Annotated in this window: 15 protein-coding genes; 2 read left to right on the plus strand and 13 right to left on the minus strand. The window is 47.4% G+C overall.

Annotated features, from left to right (window positions below):
- Positions 1-206: 206 nt before the first annotated feature.
- Both ACUYLD_RS15100 and ACUYLD_RS15105 read left to right on the plus strand, forming a co-directional pair.
- The gene (locus ACUYLD_RS15100) at positions 207-932 is read left to right on the plus strand and encodes a copper amine oxidase (protein ID WP_069290562.1); all 726 of its coding nucleotides are present in this window, start codon (positions 207-209) and stop codon (positions 930-932) included.
- Between the two features lie 84 nt (positions 933-1,016).
- Positions 1,017-1,565 (plus strand): GNAT family N-acetyltransferase, encoded by a 549-nt coding sequence (locus tag ACUYLD_RS15105; protein ID WP_028540721.1) that lies wholly within the window; start codon positions 1,017-1,019, stop codon positions 1,563-1,565.
- Positions 1,566-1,661: 96 nt separating this feature from the next.
- On the opposite strand, the gene ACUYLD_RS15110 is transcribed toward ACUYLD_RS15105, so the two are convergent.
- The 13 genes from ACUYLD_RS15110 to ACUYLD_RS15170 all read right to left on the minus strand — a co-directional run bounded on the left by ACUYLD_RS15110 (position 1,662) and on the right by ACUYLD_RS15170 (position 17,768).
- Positions 1,662-2,156 (minus strand): GNAT family N-acetyltransferase, encoded by a 495-nt coding sequence (locus tag ACUYLD_RS15110; protein WP_039271600.1) that lies wholly within the window; start codon positions 2,154-2,156, stop codon positions 1,662-1,664.
- A gap of 103 nt (positions 2,157-2,259) precedes the next feature.
- Positions 2,260-3,510 (minus strand): MFS transporter, encoded by a 1,251-nt coding sequence (locus tag ACUYLD_RS15115; protein WP_069290563.1) that lies wholly within the window; start codon positions 3,508-3,510, stop codon positions 2,260-2,262.
- A gap of 46 nt (positions 3,511-3,556) precedes the next feature.
- Positions 3,557-5,689, minus strand: coding sequence for a molybdopterin-containing oxidoreductase family protein (locus ACUYLD_RS15120; protein ID WP_446675419.1), 2,133 nt, complete (start codon positions 5,687-5,689; stop codon positions 3,557-3,559).
- A gap of 371 nt (positions 5,690-6,060) precedes the next feature.
- Positions 6,061-6,894, minus strand: a complete 834-nt coding sequence (locus ACUYLD_RS15125) for a formate/nitrite transporter family protein (RefSeq protein WP_155765235.1) — start codon at positions 6,892-6,894, stop codon at positions 6,061-6,063.
- Between the two features lie 386 nt (positions 6,895-7,280).
- Positions 7,281-8,642: an FAD-dependent oxidoreductase gene (locus tag ACUYLD_RS15130; RefSeq protein ID WP_069290565.1), complete on the minus strand. Its 1,362-nt coding sequence runs from the start codon at positions 8,640-8,642 to the stop codon at positions 7,281-7,283.
- A gap of 390 nt (positions 8,643-9,032) precedes the next feature.
- Positions 9,033-9,509: a glutathione peroxidase gene (locus ACUYLD_RS15135; RefSeq protein WP_039271605.1), complete on the minus strand. Its 477-nt coding sequence runs from the start codon at positions 9,507-9,509 to the stop codon at positions 9,033-9,035.
- An 87-nt stretch (positions 9,510-9,596) separates the two neighbouring features.
- Entirely contained in the window at positions 9,597-10,400 is an 804-nt protein-coding gene (locus ACUYLD_RS15140; RefSeq protein ID WP_250266839.1) for a hypothetical protein, read from the minus strand.
- Between the two features lie 12 nt (positions 10,401-10,412).
- Positions 10,413-11,306: an ABC transporter ATP-binding protein gene (locus ACUYLD_RS15145; RefSeq protein WP_039271609.1), complete on the minus strand. Its 894-nt coding sequence runs from the start codon at positions 11,304-11,306 to the stop codon at positions 10,413-10,415.
- A 233-nt stretch (positions 11,307-11,539) separates the two neighbouring features.
- Positions 11,540-12,559 (minus strand): LLM class flavin-dependent oxidoreductase, encoded by a 1,020-nt coding sequence (locus ACUYLD_RS15150; protein ID WP_250266840.1) that lies wholly within the window; start codon positions 12,557-12,559, stop codon positions 11,540-11,542.
- A gap of 104 nt (positions 12,560-12,663) precedes the next feature.
- Positions 12,664-13,827, minus strand: a complete 1,164-nt coding sequence (locus tag ACUYLD_RS15155) for an AI-2E family transporter (RefSeq protein ID WP_250266841.1) — start codon at positions 13,825-13,827, stop codon at positions 12,664-12,666.
- A 150-nt stretch (positions 13,828-13,977) separates the two neighbouring features.
- Positions 13,978-14,991 (minus strand): LCP family protein, encoded by a 1,014-nt coding sequence (locus ACUYLD_RS15160; RefSeq protein ID WP_165177805.1) that lies wholly within the window; start codon positions 14,989-14,991, stop codon positions 13,978-13,980.
- 91 nt (positions 14,992-15,082) lie between these two features.
- Positions 15,083-15,985 carry a cation diffusion facilitator family transporter gene (locus tag ACUYLD_RS15165; protein ID WP_322172903.1) on the minus strand — a complete coding sequence of 301 codons (903 nt, stop codon included), beginning with the start codon at positions 15,983-15,985 and terminating at the stop codon, positions 15,083-15,085.
- Between the two features lie 208 nt (positions 15,986-16,193).
- On the minus strand, positions 16,194-17,768 hold the full coding sequence (locus ACUYLD_RS15170; RefSeq protein ID WP_446675420.1) for a DEAD/DEAH box helicase: 1,575 nt from the start codon (positions 17,766-17,768) through the stop codon (positions 16,194-16,196).
- Positions 17,769-18,107: the final 339 nt, after the last annotated feature.

Below are 18,107 nucleotides of genomic sequence, written 5' to 3' on the forward strand. Positions count from 1 at the left end.
CTAATCAACCTTTCTTCCGTATAATCTGTGTAAAACCTGTTCCCTTAAATATACCCTTTCACACCGCATAACTCAATAAAATGAAAATCCTTATGCTCTCTTCAGCAAAAAAAGTGACAAGTTATGAAAAAGAGTTAACATTTTCGGCAAATAAATTCGTTATAGTGTATATATCTTTTATTTTGCCCGGAAAAGGAGACCCACCCGTGTTTAAGCTGCTCATTGTGATCCTGCTGTCTATGCTTTTGTCCTCTTCCGTCATGACTTCCGGCCATCCTTCATCGGACCCAGTGAACGAAACCGTACAATCTCGTCCGCTAGCCAGCGCTCCAGAAGACTCATCCGTCCGCTTATATGCCGTTAATCCGTCACAGGGATTATTCCAATCAGCTGTACTGGAAATCGGCCAGCAACGCCGCACATTCCGATGGTCAGGCTCGGCGGATATCTCCACCGCACCACAATTATTTTACAGGGATGTGAACGGGGATGATGTCCGTGAAGCCGTCGTGATCCTCACGCGTGCCTCGGGAACGGGTGTCGAATTGCAGGAATTGCATATTGTTAACGCACGCACGATGGAAGAATATGCGGTCGAATCGGCAGTAGATGCTGTGTCCCAGCGCGTACATAGCTCAGTGGAGCTACGTGACCACAACCGCCAGGTTCATATTGCTGTCACGATTGACGGTGTTACACACACGATAAACCCTAAAGCATCCGTATTTTACGATGATCCAGCCCAATTTACAAAGTATCTCGATTTTAGCTCTGTCGTAATGTATGATGCTGAACAGCTTCCTCTGCAAGCCACTGTATCTGGCAGTGTATCCCCAACCGAATTTGTAGGGGATTTGGATCTAAAATATGTATACGAGCATGAACGGTTCCGGGTGGGACCTATTGAATTTGAAGCTTCCTCTCCCTTTTGACGACTCTCGCAGAATAAGGTAGCATGGGATTAAATGCTAGACTGGCTGGTTTAGCGATTTTCCGAGTGAAAGAGGGGATCAATCATGTTTACATATGCGTTGGACGAACGCACAGTCCTTCGGCCGCTCACCAAGGAGCATGTGCAGCCTCTGTTTGAGCTGATCGAAATGTCCCGTGACCGCCTGCGTCAATGGCTTCCATGGGTAGACTCTACCACGGAAATCAGCCACACAGAGCAGTTCGTGCAGGGCGCCTTGAAACAAGCCGCAGAGAACGGTAGTCTGACCGCCGGAATTTGGATAGACAACGAGCTTGCTGGCATCATCAGCTACCATGAGATCAATTGGACTCACCGCTCCGTTAGCATCGGATACTGGCTTGGACACGGGTACGAAGGACAAGGTCTAATGACCAGCGCCTGCCGCGTATTCGTTGAATATGCTCTGATGGAGCTGGACTTGCATCGGGTCGAAATCCGTTGCGCAACTACGAACCGCCGCAGCCGCGGTATTCCAGAACGTTTGGGCTTTGTGCTCGAAGGCATTGTACGCGAAGCGGAATTGCTGCCCGACGGCTACATGAACCACGCAGTGTACGGTATGCTCCAAAATGAATGGAAGCAACTTCGGTAATATTGTATTGTACAACAACGCCGCAGACCTGATCAGGTCTGCGGCGTTGTTGTTTTAGGCCGGCATACAACCGAATTGCTGTCTGTAGCCTCCCGCCTATTTCAAGAAATAGGCCATTAACACATCATCTACGAATTGGCCTGCTATGTAAAACTCCTCATGCAAACGTCCTTCAATCGCGAAACCGCTTTTTTCATAAAACATAAGGGCTTCCGTGTTGCATGAGAGTACACGCAAACTCAACTTGCGTATGCCCTCCGCAGCTGCAATGTCCTTCATGGAGTTCATGAGGGCCGTCCCAATACCTTTGCGATGATAAGCTGGATGTACAGCTATATTTATTTCGAGTACATGACAGTTACTAGCCAACAGCGTTGGAGGACGAAATCCAATATACCCGCAGAGTACTTCCTGTTCGATGGCAACCAGTTGAGAGCCTGGAGGCGTATTGCGCAGAAACTCTCCACGCGACTTCCAAGACAATGAAGCGGGAGCCGTGCGTTCATTCCATACCAATTCATCCAGCGCAATCAGATCAGGAGCATCCTTCATCTCCGAATGACGTATCGTCAAGGGTTGACTTGTAAACAATTCCTTTCAATCCTTCCTGTGAAGGCTTTCCTGAAGCAATAACTACAACCATCCGTCACTATTGTACCATAATCACAGCATATTACTGCACTTTTATTAGGACTTAAGAACTGGGAGCATCCACCTTGGACGTCGTAGTATCCAAAGTATCCGAATGATGCCGGAAACGGTTCAACCAGCTATGCAGGACGAAAAACAGGATCGACAACACCGCTACGCCTGATGCCAGCCAAAGTGTAGGCGGTAACCCACCGCCATCATACAACTTCCCCATAATATAAGGCCCCATTACCCGTCCGGCTGCGCCAATGCCCCCCACAAGCCCAATGTAAAAGGGTGCACCCCGACCTCCATGATCAGACAGGAATGCTGGAACGGCAGGTGCAATCAGCATTTCTCCCAGGGTCGCCAGAACCATAGCGAATATCATTCCAGTATAGTTCTGTGTGCCCAGCATGACAATATAAGCCGCCAAATAAAATCCTCCGGCCCATGTCATTTGCGCTGAAGCGTGATGAGCGTACAGTCGTTTTATCCAAAAAATAATGGGTTGTGCGGCAAAAATAAGGATACCATTCAGTGTCCATAGTAATCCATACATCGTTTTAGGCAAGCCCTGCTCAATAATATGGGGAGACACTCCTGTATTCCAGATCGAATTCCCGAACCATAAAAAAAGCGAACCTAACCCCACAAAGAGATACAGTCTGGTATCACGAAACAGTAATCGAGCTGGTATTTCCTCTCTTTTTTTCACGGACTTACTGAGCTGCACTTCTCCCTCTTCCCGATCCACCCTGCTTAGATAAGACCAGAAGAACCCGGCAAATACCGCAGAAGTCACTCCGTTCATCACGAAGCTGAGCTGATAGGAAAGGTCAGCCAGAACGCCACTCAATCCCGTACCCACTGCAACCCCAATATTGTTAGCGACATAAATAATATTAAACAGCTCACCACGACGGTCAGCAAAACGAAAACCTACAAAGGCCTGGATCGCAGGCACAGATACGACATTAAAAAAGCCGATAAAGCCCATCATGATGACAAACGCTACCCAATGACCACTGGTAAATGGAAGCGCGAGAAGTCCCAGCGCGTTCATCGCGAGTGAGCCAACAATCAGTTTCTTGGCTCCAATACGGTGATAGAGGGCTCCTCCCAGCACTTGACCAAAAATTCCGCCCAGAGATTGCACTAAAATCGCAATCCCTGCATCTCCCATACTACGGTTTAGCTCGTCAAACACATACATGCTAACCAACGGCCACATCAGGGAACTTCCAGCGGAATTAATCAGGCTAGCAACGAGAAACACTTTCACTTCTTTCGGATAAGACTCCAACCATTTCATATCTTTTGTTTCTCCTTTTGCATCTGACGCCATAAAAGGCATTATCTCATTGGCGCTTCACATTCACCACCGTTGAGAAGAAAGTAGCCCCCTGTCCCATATCCGACAGCCGATCAGAGGTTAACACATTGGCACGCTGTCTGCGTCCTTTGCCTTCCCACCATAATCCCTGACTAATCACTGTACCGGGCAGCATTAGATCGGTGACTTTCGCTTTCAGCTCATACGTCCCCCGATCATTCCATACGGTAACCAGGTCCCCATCCGCGATGTCCCTTGTCTGAGCATCCTCCGGGTGAATTTGTAGCAAGGGCTCCCGCTCCAGTCGCTGATGCTTGGGCAAGTTAGCGAAAGTAGAATTCAGAAAATTATGGTTTGGCGGTGAAATAAACATTAATGGATACCGCTCGTCCGCTTGCGGTCGATGCTCTCCGTCGTACCCTTCAATCAGCGGCACATAAGAAGGCATCGCGGGCAGACCTGCTTGTTTCATTTTGTCCGAATACAACTCAATCTTGCCTGAAGGCGTGGTTAAACGATCCAAATAAGTAGCCTTTGGCGTCATATCGAGCTTTACAAAAGGTGACTTCTTTAAGGCTTCCAAAGTTACACCGTTGAGATAAGGGTTCGTTGGATTATCAAGCGCACCTGCGATCATCTCCTCTTCACTTTCCGTAAAGGCAGCTTCGTCAAAGCCCATAGCCCGTCCGAGCAGGCTAAACAGCTCATAATTGCTTTTGCTTTCCCCGAGTGGAGCAATGACGGGTTCCTGCATCTGAACATAGTGATGCCAGTAGGATTTATATAGGTCTGTACCTTCAAAGGAAGACGCTGCAGGCAGCACAATATCGGCATAACGGGCCGTATCCGTAAGAAACAGGTCATGAACGACTGTGAACAAATCCTCTCGTCCAAATCCTTCAGTCACCCGTTCCGAATCGGGGGCTACAACTACCGGGTTACTGCAGTATACGAATAACGCCTTAATCGGCTGTTCCTTCTGCAGCAGCGCTTCTCCGATCCGGTTCATGTTGATCACCCGGGCATCCGGATTCTGTCGCAGATCAGGACGCGCCAGATTGGCGCCGTTAAACTTGCCATAAGCGCCATTAGAGCGTGACGCTCCCCCGCCGTGCTTCAGCCATTGTCCAGTGAGCGCAGGCAAGCATGTAACCGCACGTACGTTCATACCGCCATTATCATGATGCTGAAGCCCATTGCCGATATTGATATACGCTGCTCGCGCAGTTCCGTACATTTCCGCCAAACGGATGATATCCGCTTCCGGTACGCCGGTAATCCGCGAAACTCGCTCTGGTGTATATGTCTTAACATGCTCGCGCAGTTCCTCATGGCCTACCGTGTAGCGATGTAAAAATTCGTCGTCCGTCAGTCCCTGAGCGAACAGCACATTCATAACACCCAGTGCAAGCGCCGTATCCGTCCCCGGATATAACGGAATGAACCAATCCGCCCATTGCGCCGTCCGGTTGCGATGAACGTCAATAACGACCACCTTAGCACCTTTTTTACGTGCTTTCTCAGCCAAAACGACCTGATGCATGTTGGTGCTAATGACATTTCCACCCCACACAATAATGAGGTCTGCATCCTCCGTGTCCTCCGGGCTGGTGCCGCCCTTAAAACCCATAACGGACGCCCAGCCTTCATTCCCTGCCACGCTACATATCGTCTGATCCAGTTGGCTTGAACCCAGCGCATTAAAAAATCGGCGGTCCATTCCATCCACACTCAATACGCCCATATTGCCATAAAAGCTGTAGGGGAGAATAGATTCCGGTCCGTCCATACGTATCAGCTCCTTGAACCGACCTGTAATGGTATCGACTGCCTCCTCCCAGCTAATACGTTCAAATTTCCCTTCTCCTTTGGGGCCTATACGTTTTAACGGATAGAGCACCCGATCAGGATCATATACCCGCTCCGTCATATTGCGAACTTTGTTACAAATAGCCCCTTTGGTAATAGGATGATCCGGGTTCCCAGTCACCTTGACTATCTTTCCATTTTCCTTGTGAAGAAGGAGCCCACACGTATCCGGGCAATCTAACGGGCATACAGCCGGAAAAATACCATCCTGCTGCTCCGTCATCCGCTGTCCCCTTTGTAAGTCTTGTTGAAGCGTGGCCTCAGGAGGCGCGCTATTACGATGATCCATAGTGTTGATGCTCCTTTCCGTTACCGTTTCCAAAAATTACACTGATCTTATCATATCCACAGCTTTGGCCTATGGCAAGAGAAGGATTTTCCCACACAGCCGCTCTCCAAAATATTAAAAAATCCGTCTGCTGCATAGAGCAAAACGGATTTTTTTAGAATCATAATTTTTTTCGAAATCCTGTTTCATCATATCTTACCGAGGGTAAAAGAGATCAAGGCATTATGGGACGAGAGCACACTCATCCTCCATGCCAAATCATGGACCACTCCCAAAAAAATCCGCCATGACAGGTTTCGTTCCCCCGGGCCTGTCATGGCGGATTTGCTTTGTTCATTGCTTTTTAAAGTACCGTAATTAAGCAGGATCACTCAACGGATTTGATGTGCAACCGAAGAAGTAGTTGGAGATTCATTCGCTGGAAGTGCGTTGGTTTGAGGCTTTTTCAAATAGGCCAGCCAGTAGGCTCCAGCCACAAACAGGCTACCTCCTACCAAATTCCCCAGCCAGACCGGAATGAAGTTCATAACATAATCTGCCCACGAAAAGTGGCCTGCAAAAATAGCCGCCGGAATGAGAAACATATTGGCAACAACGTGCTGAAATCCAATAGCGACAAAGGCCATTGTCGGGAACCAAATCCCCATGATTTTGCCACCGATAGAGTCTGTGCTATATGCCAGCCATACAGCCAGTGCTACGAGCCAGTTACATCCTATACCCGATATAAAAGACTGCAAAAAGCTTTCATGTAGCTTATGTCCTGCCATATCCACCACTTTGTCCAGGTAAGGGCCCGTTTCTGTCAAACCCAGCACATGCCCAAAGAAAAATGCAACGAATAACGCACCTGCAAAATTACTGAGCGTAATAATCGCCAAGTTACGAAGCAAGGCTCCTGTCTTAATCCGTCCTGCCCATCTCGCCAAAGGGACCGCCATCATATTGCCGGTCAGCAATTCTCCGCCGGCGATCAAAACTAATACCAGACCTACGGGGAACACCGCAGCTCCAATAAAGGTGGCAATGCTTCCCCATTCTTTAGGCGCACTTGCAATAACACGTATATCCAGCAAAAAACCGAGTGCAATAAATGCACCTGCCAAAAATCCCAGTACCACCGCCACAGTCCACGGGTTGTTCGCCTTGGCCACTCCTGTTTCCACCGTCTTTTCAGCAATTTGCCCCGGTTTATAGCTCGCCATATGTCCCCGCTCCTTTAATATCTTTTTACTAAAATATTCTTCTTTCATATTTTATTTAAAATCAGTGATTATGTTTGTGAAAAAAATCACTTTCTCAACTATAAAAAAACAGCCCTTGGAAAAAGGACTGTCTTTCTGTATTATTACATCTACTGCGCTACTACGCGCTTTACATTTAGTTGTATTCTTCCTTTTCAACTGCTCTCAAGAACCAAATAACTCCACCGAGGCCTACCAGGGCCACGACTACAAGAAAAAGGATATAAAACAAATCCATAAGCTACTTACCCCCTAATCCTTATGCTACTCTATATTGTACTATAAGGATTCGTCCGTACGTCTCAGATTGTTGACAAACTTATGAACAATGTCACAGACAAATCTAATTATACAGTAACTGGGTTCCGTTCGGATATTGTAGGCAATGCTTGCAAGCCTGCTGCATTCAGGAAATTCCAAGGCTTGTTATAATGCGGCTGGAAGAAGAAATCGACAAAGGCCAACTGGTCAATGGTCATATGATTTTGAATGGCTACGGATAGTGTGTTAATGGATTGCGTCAAATCCACCTTCGACATAATTTGAGCCCCCAAAATTCTTCGTGTCTCCTGCTCATATACCACTTTCAGTAATACCTTTTCGGAGGTTGGCATAAATTCAGGCCGGTAGCTGTCCTCAATGGTTACAGCTTCTACAGTCATGCCTTCGTCCGTTGCCGCCGCTTCCGTCAAGCCTGTTCCTGCGATATTGTCTTCGTAAATTTTGATACCCGAAGTTCCTTGGGTTCCCATGTAGGCAATCGTTGGTTGTACCAGATTACGTGCTACCAGCGTACCCATACGAACTGCGTTGGTTGCCAAAGGGATATAAGCCGTTTTACCTGTCGGATTATAGCGGATTGCACAACTATCACCTGCTGCAAACACGTCCGGGCAGCTACTTTGCATATAGTTATCCACAATGATCGCACCGTTAGGCAACATATCTACCTGACCTTTGAGCAGATCCGTTTGAGGTCGGAAACCGATGCAGAGAATAACAAGCTCTGTTTCATATTCTCCTTTAGAGGTCACGACTTTACTCACCTTACCGTTCGTACCCTCAAAACGACTCACCGTTTCGCCAAGTACCAGCTTAATGCCATGTTCCTTCAGGGAACTTTCAATCCGGTCTGTATACTCATGGTCCAAATACTTATTCAATATACGATCAGCACTGTCGATCAGCGTTACGTTTTTACCGTTCATTTGGAAAGCTTCTACCAGTTCAACACCAATGTATCCAGCCCCGACGACTGTAATGTTCTGTACGTGCTGGGCTTTCTCAATGATATCATTGGAATGATTATAGTTTTTACAGAGCAAAATATGATCAAGTTCAATGCCCTCCAGCTTTGGAATAATGGGCCATGATCCTGTGGTCACAATCAATTTATCAAATGTGTCTGTAAATTCTTCACCTGTTTGGAGATTACGTGCATGCAGCGTCTTGCCTGCCGTATCCACACTCGTTACCTCGTGAAGCATCTTGGTCACTACACCCAAGTCAGACAGTTGATCTGGAGACGAATAAAACAGGCCGTGTGGATCTTTAACGACACCACCTACATACAGGGCAATACCACAAGATAAAAATGAAATATTATCATTACGCTCGTAAACGGTAATTTCTGCATCTGGATAACATTTAGCTGTGTTGACGATAGCTGCCGTGCCTGCGTGTGTACATCCGATAACTGCTACTTTCATGTAAAATTCCTCCTTGGTGTGTGGGCATAAAATGTATAATAATTGTGAATAGTTTCACGTAAACAGCTCGTTTGCGTTTGTGATTTATTTCACTTCATGCGCTTATTATAGTGTGATATTTTTCACATTACAATAGCTTTTCGTGATATTCACAATTTGTCCACATTTAAAAAAGAAAGGATATACAAAATCAACGGTTTGCTGAAATATTTTTTTGCTCCATTCAGTTTTCCCTGTAAGCCCCCTGATTATGCCCTTGGAATCGACTTTCACATGATGCGCCCCCCTTAAACAAATGCACATGTAGAGAACAAAAAAAGGTCCGTTTCCCGGAGACACGCAGGAAATCAGACCTTTTTAAACATATACTTTGGAGTTAAGGCAAAGCTACTATAACAATTGCTCAATGGCTGCTTTCATCGCTTCTGGTGACTCCTTCGGTTCAAAACGACCCACAGGTACACCTTCACGATTCACAATGAATTTCGTGAAATTCCACTGAATTGTTCCATCTTCCTGTTCTCCAGGCTGTTGCTTTTTCAAATATTCAAACAGAGGCGCTGTATCCGGTCCGTTGACGTCCACTTTGGCGAATACCGGGAAACTAACCCCGTAATTCAGTTGGCAAAATTCAGCCGCTTCCTCGCTGCTGCCCGGCTCCTGACCGCCAAATTGGTTGCAAGGAAAGCCTAATACAACTAATCCCCGATCCTTATATTCATCATAAAGCTTTTGCAAATCCCCATATTGCGGGGTAAGTCCACATTTACTGGCGGTATTCGCAATAACCAGCACCTTACCGGTGTAAGTATCCAGAGAAACCTCCTGATTCGCTGGTGTTACGGCATTATGTGAATAAACAGACATACAGCATCCTCCTTCGTGTCGCTTGGTTTAGGTTACATAACCTATTTTAACCAAAACGTGACGGACATGCCAACATCCGCAGATCCTTTACCGTGATGCCATCACTTCGAGTCTGCGTTCTTCACGTTCGGAAGCGGACATTTTTGGGCAAGCATAACAATACCGCTGGCCTCCACCTGTCTTGTAATATTGGCAACAGGACGGTTTCATGTAGGTATTTTCACCGGGGCGGTAAGGATTGTCCAATTCAATGAGACGAACCGTAAACGGATTTCTTTTACGTCCGAATACCTCTCCCTTCAGCTCACGTGTCACATAAATATAATCTTGTTCAAAGCGCTCCACATCCTGAGGATCAGTCAACGATGGCTGTACTCTATCCTTAAAATACAGCAATGTCAACGGAAACTGTCCCCACATTTGCCCAATAGATGCGCTTCCCACTGCAGCTATTGCCTCCATTATGGGCCGCATCTGCAAACTGTAAAAGTCACGTAACACTTGCTGAGCCTGTTCGGAAGAATGGTCATCCCCATTGTTCCGCGTATTGTCCAGCTCTGTGAGATCGATGACCTGGATGCTAATAGAGGGATATTGACCTTCATAACAAATATGAAATCTGAGATTAGATACGGACAGATCCAAACGGCGTTCACACAGTGACACCATAAAATGCTGTGCAAACACGAGACCACGCAACTGGTTCACAAAATAAACGGCTGCGGTTAAATCGTCTTCAGCACGCAGAAGATCGCCATAATACTCCATCACAGAACGGATCTTCTCTGGTTCAAGCCATTCGGCCACTGGCCCGGAATATACTGCATCCTCCGGCGTGACTCTCACTATTTTCGCTAGTTGCTCAAGCTGATCGTAATCCAGTGGTTTCATGGTATGTCCTCTTTAACCTCTTGCCGCTACTTGTGCTCTAGCATCACGTCGCTCAGCAACAGAACCCACGAGTTTCTTATCTTCCACATTCATTTCTTTTACTGCTTGGCTCACCGCAGGCTGTCCAGCCAAAGCATACGGAAGACAGAGCGGTACACCCGTACGAGGATCTGTTACAATATCCGCCTCGATCCCGAACACCTCACGCAGCACATCAGGGGACATAACCTCTGTTGGAGTTCCTACCGCCTCGGCCTTCCCCTTTTTGATTGCAATCATATGCTGAGCATACCGGGCGGCATGGTTTAAATCATGCACGACCATAACAATGGTGCGCTTCTCCGAAGTATTTAGATACTCTAGCAAATGCAGCACTTCCAGTTGATGTGCCATATCTAAAAATGTCGTCGGCTCATCTAGAAACAAAATATCCGTATCCTGCGCAAGCGCCATAGCAATCCAGGCACGCTGACGCTGACCGCCAGAAAGCTGATCAATCGGACGATCGTGGAACTCGCTCATTCCCGTTACTTGAATGGCCCACTCCACCATTTTGCGATCTTCCGCTTTCATGGAACCAAAACCTTTTTGATAGGGAAAACGTCCGTAAGATACCAGTTCCGTCACGGTTAATCCTTCCGGTGCAGTCGGATTTTGTGGCAAAATAGCCAACTGCTTAGCTACTTCCCGGGTGGATTGCTTATGAATGGATTTACCGTCAAGCAGAACACTGCCGCCCTTAGGATTCATGATGCGAGCCATCGTCTTCAGAATGGTGGACTTACCAGAACCATTTGCGCCCACCAAGGCTGTGATTTTCCCTTGCGGTATTTCTACGTTTAGATCTTCTACAATCAATCGATCTTCATAAGCAATATCCAGATTTGCCGTTTTCAGACGAAACATTTGGAATCATCCCTTTCCCTTATCCAATATATATAGTCACGGGCTTAACGCACGACTTTCATCAAAACTTCATTCTATCTTTATATAATAAAGATATTGATAATCATTATCAAGTGTTAACTGGTTTATTTCCTATATCATACAGTGCATATCATCCAATATTCCCTCAAAAAATTCAAAAAAAGATCACCGCTCCTCGAAGCTGTGATCTTTTTTAAATCCGGCGAATCGCATTATGACTGTATAGAAGACAGTCCAAATGCTTCAGCCATGAGACGTATAGATTTTATTTTGGCATCAAAGTCGTGAATAATGCTCGCAACCATGATCTCCTGTGCATTATAGTCCTTACTTAACTGCTCAATCTGACGCTTCACCTGTTCGGGCGAACCGACCACCATACGTTTGCGATTCTCACGAATCCGCATCCGGTCAAACGGCGTATACGGATACGCCAGTGCCTTTTCGACGGAAGGTGTTCCAGCGGAGCGCATTCCCTGCTCTAATAGAACAAGAGACAAGTCCATACTGGAAGCCAACCGATTCGCCTCCTCTTCGGTATCCGCACAGATCGCAAATACGGCAACAAGCGAACGTGGTTGGTCACTATGCTGGGAAGGCTGGAAGCTTTCCTGGTATTCCTTCATAGCCCCTGTGCCGCCTTCACCATTAATGAACTGCGCAAACGCAAAGCCCACGCCACGCTCGGCTGCCAAACCTGCGCTATCACCACTGGAGCCGAGCAACCACATTTCCGGTACAGTTTCTATAAGCGGCATCGCCTGTAGCGAACCGAAACGGTGATTATTGCCCGTGCTGTCATGTAAATAAGCTAACAGGTCATCCAACTGCTCAGGGTATAGATCTACACCACCTCGCATTTTGCCTTCTTGCAGGGCTCTGGTAGCAATGGGCATGCCTCCGGGCGCTCGTCCCAGGCCTAAATCAATGCGTCCCGGATACAATCCCTCCAGCACACGGAAGTTTTCCGCTACTTTATAAGCGCTGTAATGGGGCAGCATCACACCACCCGACCCCACTCGAATGGTTGAGGTACGTGCGGCCAGATGTGAAATCAGTACCTCCGGACTGGAGCCTGCGAGATTTGCGGCAGAATGATGCTCTGATACCCAAAAGCGATGATAACCCAAGCGTTCCGCCTCTATAGCAAGCTCAGCGGTCTTTTGTAATGCTTGTGCATGCGTCATGCCTTCCGATACCGGAGATTGGTCAAGAATGCTGAGTTTTATCATAAAAGTCTGACCTTTCTATTTGGGAATAAGGATAGGCATTAATTATAGCACGCGTAGCCACAGTTACCCAAGAGGGGCCCATATCAATTTTATAGTGGGAAATTTTATTTTTCGTAAAGACTTGCGTTCCCTTTATCCGCCTCATAGAGATGCGAACGTTTTTTAAAGAAACTATACAAATGTGTAACGATTACTTTCAAGACAGCATACCCCGGAACCGCCAGTACAATTCCCACCACACCAAACAAATTGCCTGCGGTCAGAATAACGAAGATAATCGTGATCGGATGTACCCGAAGAGATTTGCCCATAATTTGTGGAGAAATTAATTTACCCTCAATGAGCTGTACGACCGTCCACACGATAACCATCTTGAGCAGCATAATCGGTGAGGTGACCAAGGCTACAATTAACGCAGGTGTAATGGCAATGACGGGACCTAAGTAGGGGACAACGCTCGTAAAGGATGCAATGACTGCAAGCGTCAGAGAGTAGTCTAATCCAATGATTAGGTAACCAATATACAACAGCGCCCCAATACAGAAGCTGACAATAATCTGCCCACGAATATAGGAACTGACCTGATGATTCATCTCGGTCATAATGCGATCTGTTTCTTTACGAAACATAGGCGGGAGCATTTTCAGGATAAACTGTGGCAGCTTGTGTCCATCTTTTAGCAAGTAGAACAGAATAAATGGAACCGTGGCAATCGCAAGTACCGTTTCTGTAACCACGCCCAAAAAGCTGCCCACACCCGTCCATGCATTATTAATAAAGCTAGATAACTTTTCAGAAGCTTTGGAGGCCAGCTCAGATGGATTAATTTGAATGGTGTTCTGGAACTGGTTTACAAAATCGCTGCCGATCAGTTTCTCGAATTGTCGTTGTACTTGCTCGCTATAGTCGGGAAAATTCTGGATAAGTCCCTGTATTTGATCGCGGATTACAGGTACCACCGATGTAACCACAATCGCAATAACCCCTATAATAAGCAAAAACAGTACAACAATGGAGTATACTCGTTTCACCTTATTACGCTCCAGTACATCAACCAACGGGTTGAACAGATAGTACAACACGCCGGATAAAATGACAGGGAGAATTATCGTTTTTAACAGCACCATGACAGGTGTGAATATGTATGAAATTTTGGTAAGCACCAAGATATTCAAGCCGATCAGCAGCAGTACCAGCAGGAATAACACAAACTTGTTGTTCAGAAAAAACTTCTTGAATCGGTCTTTCCATGCCGGAGTTATTTCCACACCACATTCCCCTTCTCTTTACACAAATGAGTAGACGTTCTTCATAGATACGATATATTTTTGGAACAAAATATACAAGGTTATACCCAAATAAACACAAAAGCAAACAAAGTTGTACGTCATCGTACGAACTTCGCTTGCTTTCGAGGGTTATGGAGTATCATTTATCGTGGTTGCAGCATCCACCGTCGTGGTCACAGGTTTGTTCTCCTGTTCAAAAAGATTCTGTATGAAGCGCTTGAGCTTTCTTTCGTCTACACCCAACACCTGCGCACCCTTAATGGTTTCCCCGCGCACCAATTCATTCGGCGGGATTTGCTGCTTCGCTACTGTTGTTGCATCGATATTAAAGCCCAATGAAGCCAATTGCAGCATTTCCGTAGTGCTGAGATTCGTTTCAATATAAGGAGAAATGCTATTTAGAATACTCGGCAGTTTAATTAGAGATGAGGTTGACTGAATTTTACCGCCAAGCTCGGTAATAAATTTGCGTTGCCGCTCCGTACGCGTAAAATCGGAAGTTGCATCATGACGGAAGCGTACATATTGCAAGGCTGTTTTACCGTCCATGTGCTGCATTCCCTTTTTCAAATCAATATCAAACTGGTGTTTATCTGCCTTGGAGGTATAGTGCATATCTTTTTCGACATCCAGGTCCATACCACCCACAGAATCAACCAGCGCAATAAAGCCATTAAAATCAGTATATACATAATATTGAATCGGTATGCCCAGCAGGTCGCTCACGGTCTGTCTGGTCAAATCCGGTCCCCCGTAGGAAAAAGCAGCATTCAATCGACTTTGCCCATGACCTGGGATATTGACGTACGTATCACGAAGAATCGACATAAGTGTAGCCTTTTTCGTAACCGGATCAATAGAAGCAACCATAACGGAGTCAGAACGCCCTGAATCCTCTCCACGGGAGTCGCCGCCTAGCAGCAGAATATTCACTCTTTCTGTCCCATCCCATTCCGGTGGGAGCGATACCTCTACAGGTTGTACATTGGTTTGAGTTTGTGCCTGCGGTTTGAATTTCGAATCCTGTCCGGAAGCAACCGAAATTTGATTCGTAAAATGATATATAGAATACGTATAATAACCGCCCACTAAAAGAACCGCCGCAGTCACAGAAATGCCTAACCATTTTAAAAATTTTCGCATATTTTCGGGTAACCTCGCTTTTATTCATCATCGTTCGGCTTTTAAAAGCATACCCTTCCTGCAAGTTATCTGTCAATTCGTGTCGTCTGTTCTAGTGGTCGTCCGCATACCATGGATTCAAATGGACAAGCACCTCATAAACCCGCGGTTCCCGCTTCATAACAGCCCCCTTAATCAGTCGGATAATATCGTGTCCCTGCTGAATCGTCAAAGAGGCATCCACTGAAGCGCGGATGTCCACAATAATATAATGGCCGTGCTCACGGGCACGGATACGGTCAATACGTTGAACCTCGTCTACACTCAGTGCGGCTGCGGCGTAGCTTTCAATTTCCTCCGTTGCAATCGCTTTTTCCATAAGTACATCTATGGATTCACGGCCCATTTCCCACGCCAATTTCAGAACTAGCAATGCCACTACGAATCCCGCAATAGGGTCGCCGTAAGATAAGATTGAAATGCTCCAGTGCTCCCCAATTAGCCCTAAGCCGATACCCAGTACAGCAGCCCCAGAGGCGTACACATCAGCGAGATGATCTTTTGCCGTTGCAATAAGACCCTGACTATTGGCCGCTCTCCCGATACGAATCGTGTAAATATACAGCCACTGTTTCCAGAGCAAGGAAATAATAGCGGCTACCAATGCCAGTATATGCTCCTGTGGCATCGGTTCGAACAGTGCTGCAATGGAATGATAGCCGATAAATATGCCCGCTCCAAACAATATGACCGCCACCACGCTTGCCCCAATCACTTCTGCTTTGCCGTGACCATAAGGATGATCCTCATCCGGCGGCTGGCTGGATATGCGCATCGCTCCCAGTGCCGTTGCAGAGGCAATCACGTCTCCGGCATTATGCACACCATCGGCCACCAGCACCTTACTGTTGAACATAAGTCCTGTAATAATCTTAATGCCGGTTAATAGGATGTTGCTAATCAGGCTGATCCATGCTGAGACCATGGCGCGCTTGCCCATATCCTGTTCCTGCATGATGTATAACCCCTCCAAATTTATCTTTTGAAAAATGTAACCTAAACGCTAATCGTATATTTCAAGGTAGCTCCGCTACTCATGTCATCTTATGGTGCCGCTCCTTCAGCGGTATGGATGAAGATTACAATAGCCCCGGAAGATGAGCCTCCCCGGGGCTATTATGATAACCATAGTGGAGCATTCTATGAGAATACTCCTGTTTTAACTATCTGGACCGTCCGCGACGGCCTCCTTGTCCTTGACCACCACGCGGGCCGCCTTTGGCTTGTCCACCGCGGCCACCTTGGCCTCCGCGTGCAGAACCGCCGCTACTGCGGTCATACCCACCACGCTCGCTGCTTTGTCCTGTCGAGCGGGCTTGGCCTCCGCGTGCAGAACCGCCGCTGCTGCGGTCATATCCACCGCGCTCACTGCTTTGTCCTGCCGAGCGGCCCTGACCTCCGCGTGCGGAACCGCCGCTACTGCGGTCATATCCGCCACGCTCGCTACTGCCGCGGCTAGAGCGGCGTTCGCCGCCTGTGGCATCACGACGGCCCGCCTGTTCGCGGCCGCTGCCTCGGCGCCCACCGCCGGAGTCGTTGCCGCCGTAGGAACGGCGGTCGTTTCTGCCCGAACGGCGTTCTCGCCCCTGCCGATCAGCCGTATCGGAAGCAGGTCTACGCTGTCCGCCGCCCTCACTGCTGGTGAATGTGACACCAGCAACTCTTTGGATGTTCCGAAGCTCTGGAACATCCCTTGGCGTAGCGAGCGTCACCGCCACGCCTTTGCCTCCGGCACGGCCGGTACGCCCGATGCGGTGGATGTAGCTTTCGGCATCCTGCGGCATGTCATAGTTAAAGACATGCGTGACGCCTTCTACATCCAAGCCGCGTGCAGCTACATCAGTCGCTACGAGCAATTGGAGTTTCGCTTCCCGGAACGCCTTCATCACTTGCTCCCGCTTGTTCTGGGACAAATCTCCGTGAAGCTCACCGCTCTCGAAGCCCATCTCTTGCAGCTCTTCGTTCAGTTTGGCAGCCCGGCGCTTCGTACGGCAGAAAATAACAGCCAAGTACGGACGATCTGTATTCAGCATATCCACTAATGCCTGTTGCTTACCACGGTCTGTTGTTTGCACAACGACCTGACGGATTTGGCTCACCGGAACGGAAGAAGCGGATTTCACTTTGACATCTACGGGTTCGTTCATATATACACGAGCCAGCTTGCGAATACCGGCTGGCATCGTAGCGGAAAACAGCATCGTCTGTCTCCGATAAGGAACCTCCTGAAGAATCGTCTCCACATCGTTCAAAAAGCCCATGTGTAACATTTGGTCGGCTTCGTCCAGGACCAGCATTTTAATGCCACCCAGATCCAGCGTGCCACGTCTCAGGTGATCCAGCAGTCGCCCAGGTGTACCAATAATCAGTTGTGCGCCGCCTTTCAGTTTACGAAGCTGACGCTCTACGTCCTGTCCTCCATATACAGCCAGTAATGACAGGTTCGGCTCCGTAGCAGCCAAGCATTTTGCTTCCTCCGTAATCTGGAGCGCCAGTTCACGCGTAGGTGCAATCACGAGCGCCTGTGGGTGTCGCTTATCCAAATTCAGCTTTTGTAGAATCGGCAGTAAAAACGCAAGCGTCTTCCCGGTTCCCGTATGTGCCTCGGCGATAACATCCTGACCTTCCATCAACAGTGGAATCGACTCCTGCTGTACAGGAGTTGGGGATGAAATTCCCTGTTCTTTCAAGGCTTCTACCCAATGCTGCTCTACGCCTAATGCTGCAAAATTCTTCAAGTGGTATTCACTTCCCTTATCTGTATTCAATATGTGTCACGTAAAATAGGTTCATGTGCCATATGACATCTATCGTTCCATAGTTCAGAATTCCCATTTTTGTATCGGTTCTCATTCTACCCTTTTCAGGAAGGGAGCTTATCCGTTATCGTTGAATCTGTTCATGTAACCAACATACGGCCGCCATGCGGCTCAGGCCCGTTCCATGTATGACTTTCCTAGTATACGCGAAGTTGAACTGGTTTCCAAACGATTTTAATGAACAGTACCACAGTCGATGTAAAAGGTGAATTCGATCTTCATGTCATATATTATGGTATAAGAATTGGTAATTCATGA

This window comes from Paenibacillus sp. SER-28, from assembly GCF_052906305.1.

Coding starts and splice junctions, on each gene's coding strand:
- ACUYLD_RS15105 (WP_028540721.1), top strand. CDS start 1,017: ATGTTTACATATGCGTTGGACGAACGCACAGTCCTTCGGCCGCTCACC.
- ACUYLD_RS15115 (WP_069290563.1), bottom strand. CDS start 3,510: ATGAAATGGTTGGAGTCTTATCCGAAAGAAGTGAAAGTGTTTCTCGTT.
- ACUYLD_RS15120 (WP_446675419.1), bottom strand. CDS start 5,689: ATGGATCATCGTAATAGCGCGCCTCCTGAGGCCACGCTTCAACAAGAC.
- ACUYLD_RS15125 (WP_155765235.1), bottom strand. CDS start 6,894: ATGGCGAGCTATAAACCGGGGCAAATTGCTGAAAAGACGGTGGAAACA.
- ACUYLD_RS15130 (WP_069290565.1), bottom strand. CDS start 8,642: ATGAAAGTAGCAGTTATCGGATGTACACACGCAGGCACGGCAGCTATC.
- ACUYLD_RS15135 (WP_039271605.1), bottom strand. CDS start 9,509: ATGTCTGTTTATTCACATAATGCCGTAACACCAGCGAATCAGGAGGTT.
- ACUYLD_RS15140 (WP_250266839.1), bottom strand. CDS start 10,400: ATGAAACCACTGGATTACGATCAGCTTGAGCAACTAGCGAAAATAGTG.
- ACUYLD_RS15145 (WP_039271609.1), bottom strand. CDS start 11,306: ATGTTTCGTCTGAAAACGGCAAATCTGGATATTGCTTATGAAGATCGA.
- ACUYLD_RS15150 (WP_250266840.1), bottom strand. CDS start 12,559: ATGATAAAACTCAGCATTCTTGACCAATCTCCGGTATCGGAAGGCATG.
- ACUYLD_RS15160 (WP_165177805.1), bottom strand. CDS start 14,991: ATGCGAAAATTTTTAAAATGGTTAGGCATTTCTGTGACTGCGGCGGTT.
- ACUYLD_RS15165 (WP_322172903.1), bottom strand. CDS start 15,985: ATGCAGGAACAGGATATGGGCAAGCGCGCCATGGTCTCAGCATGGATC.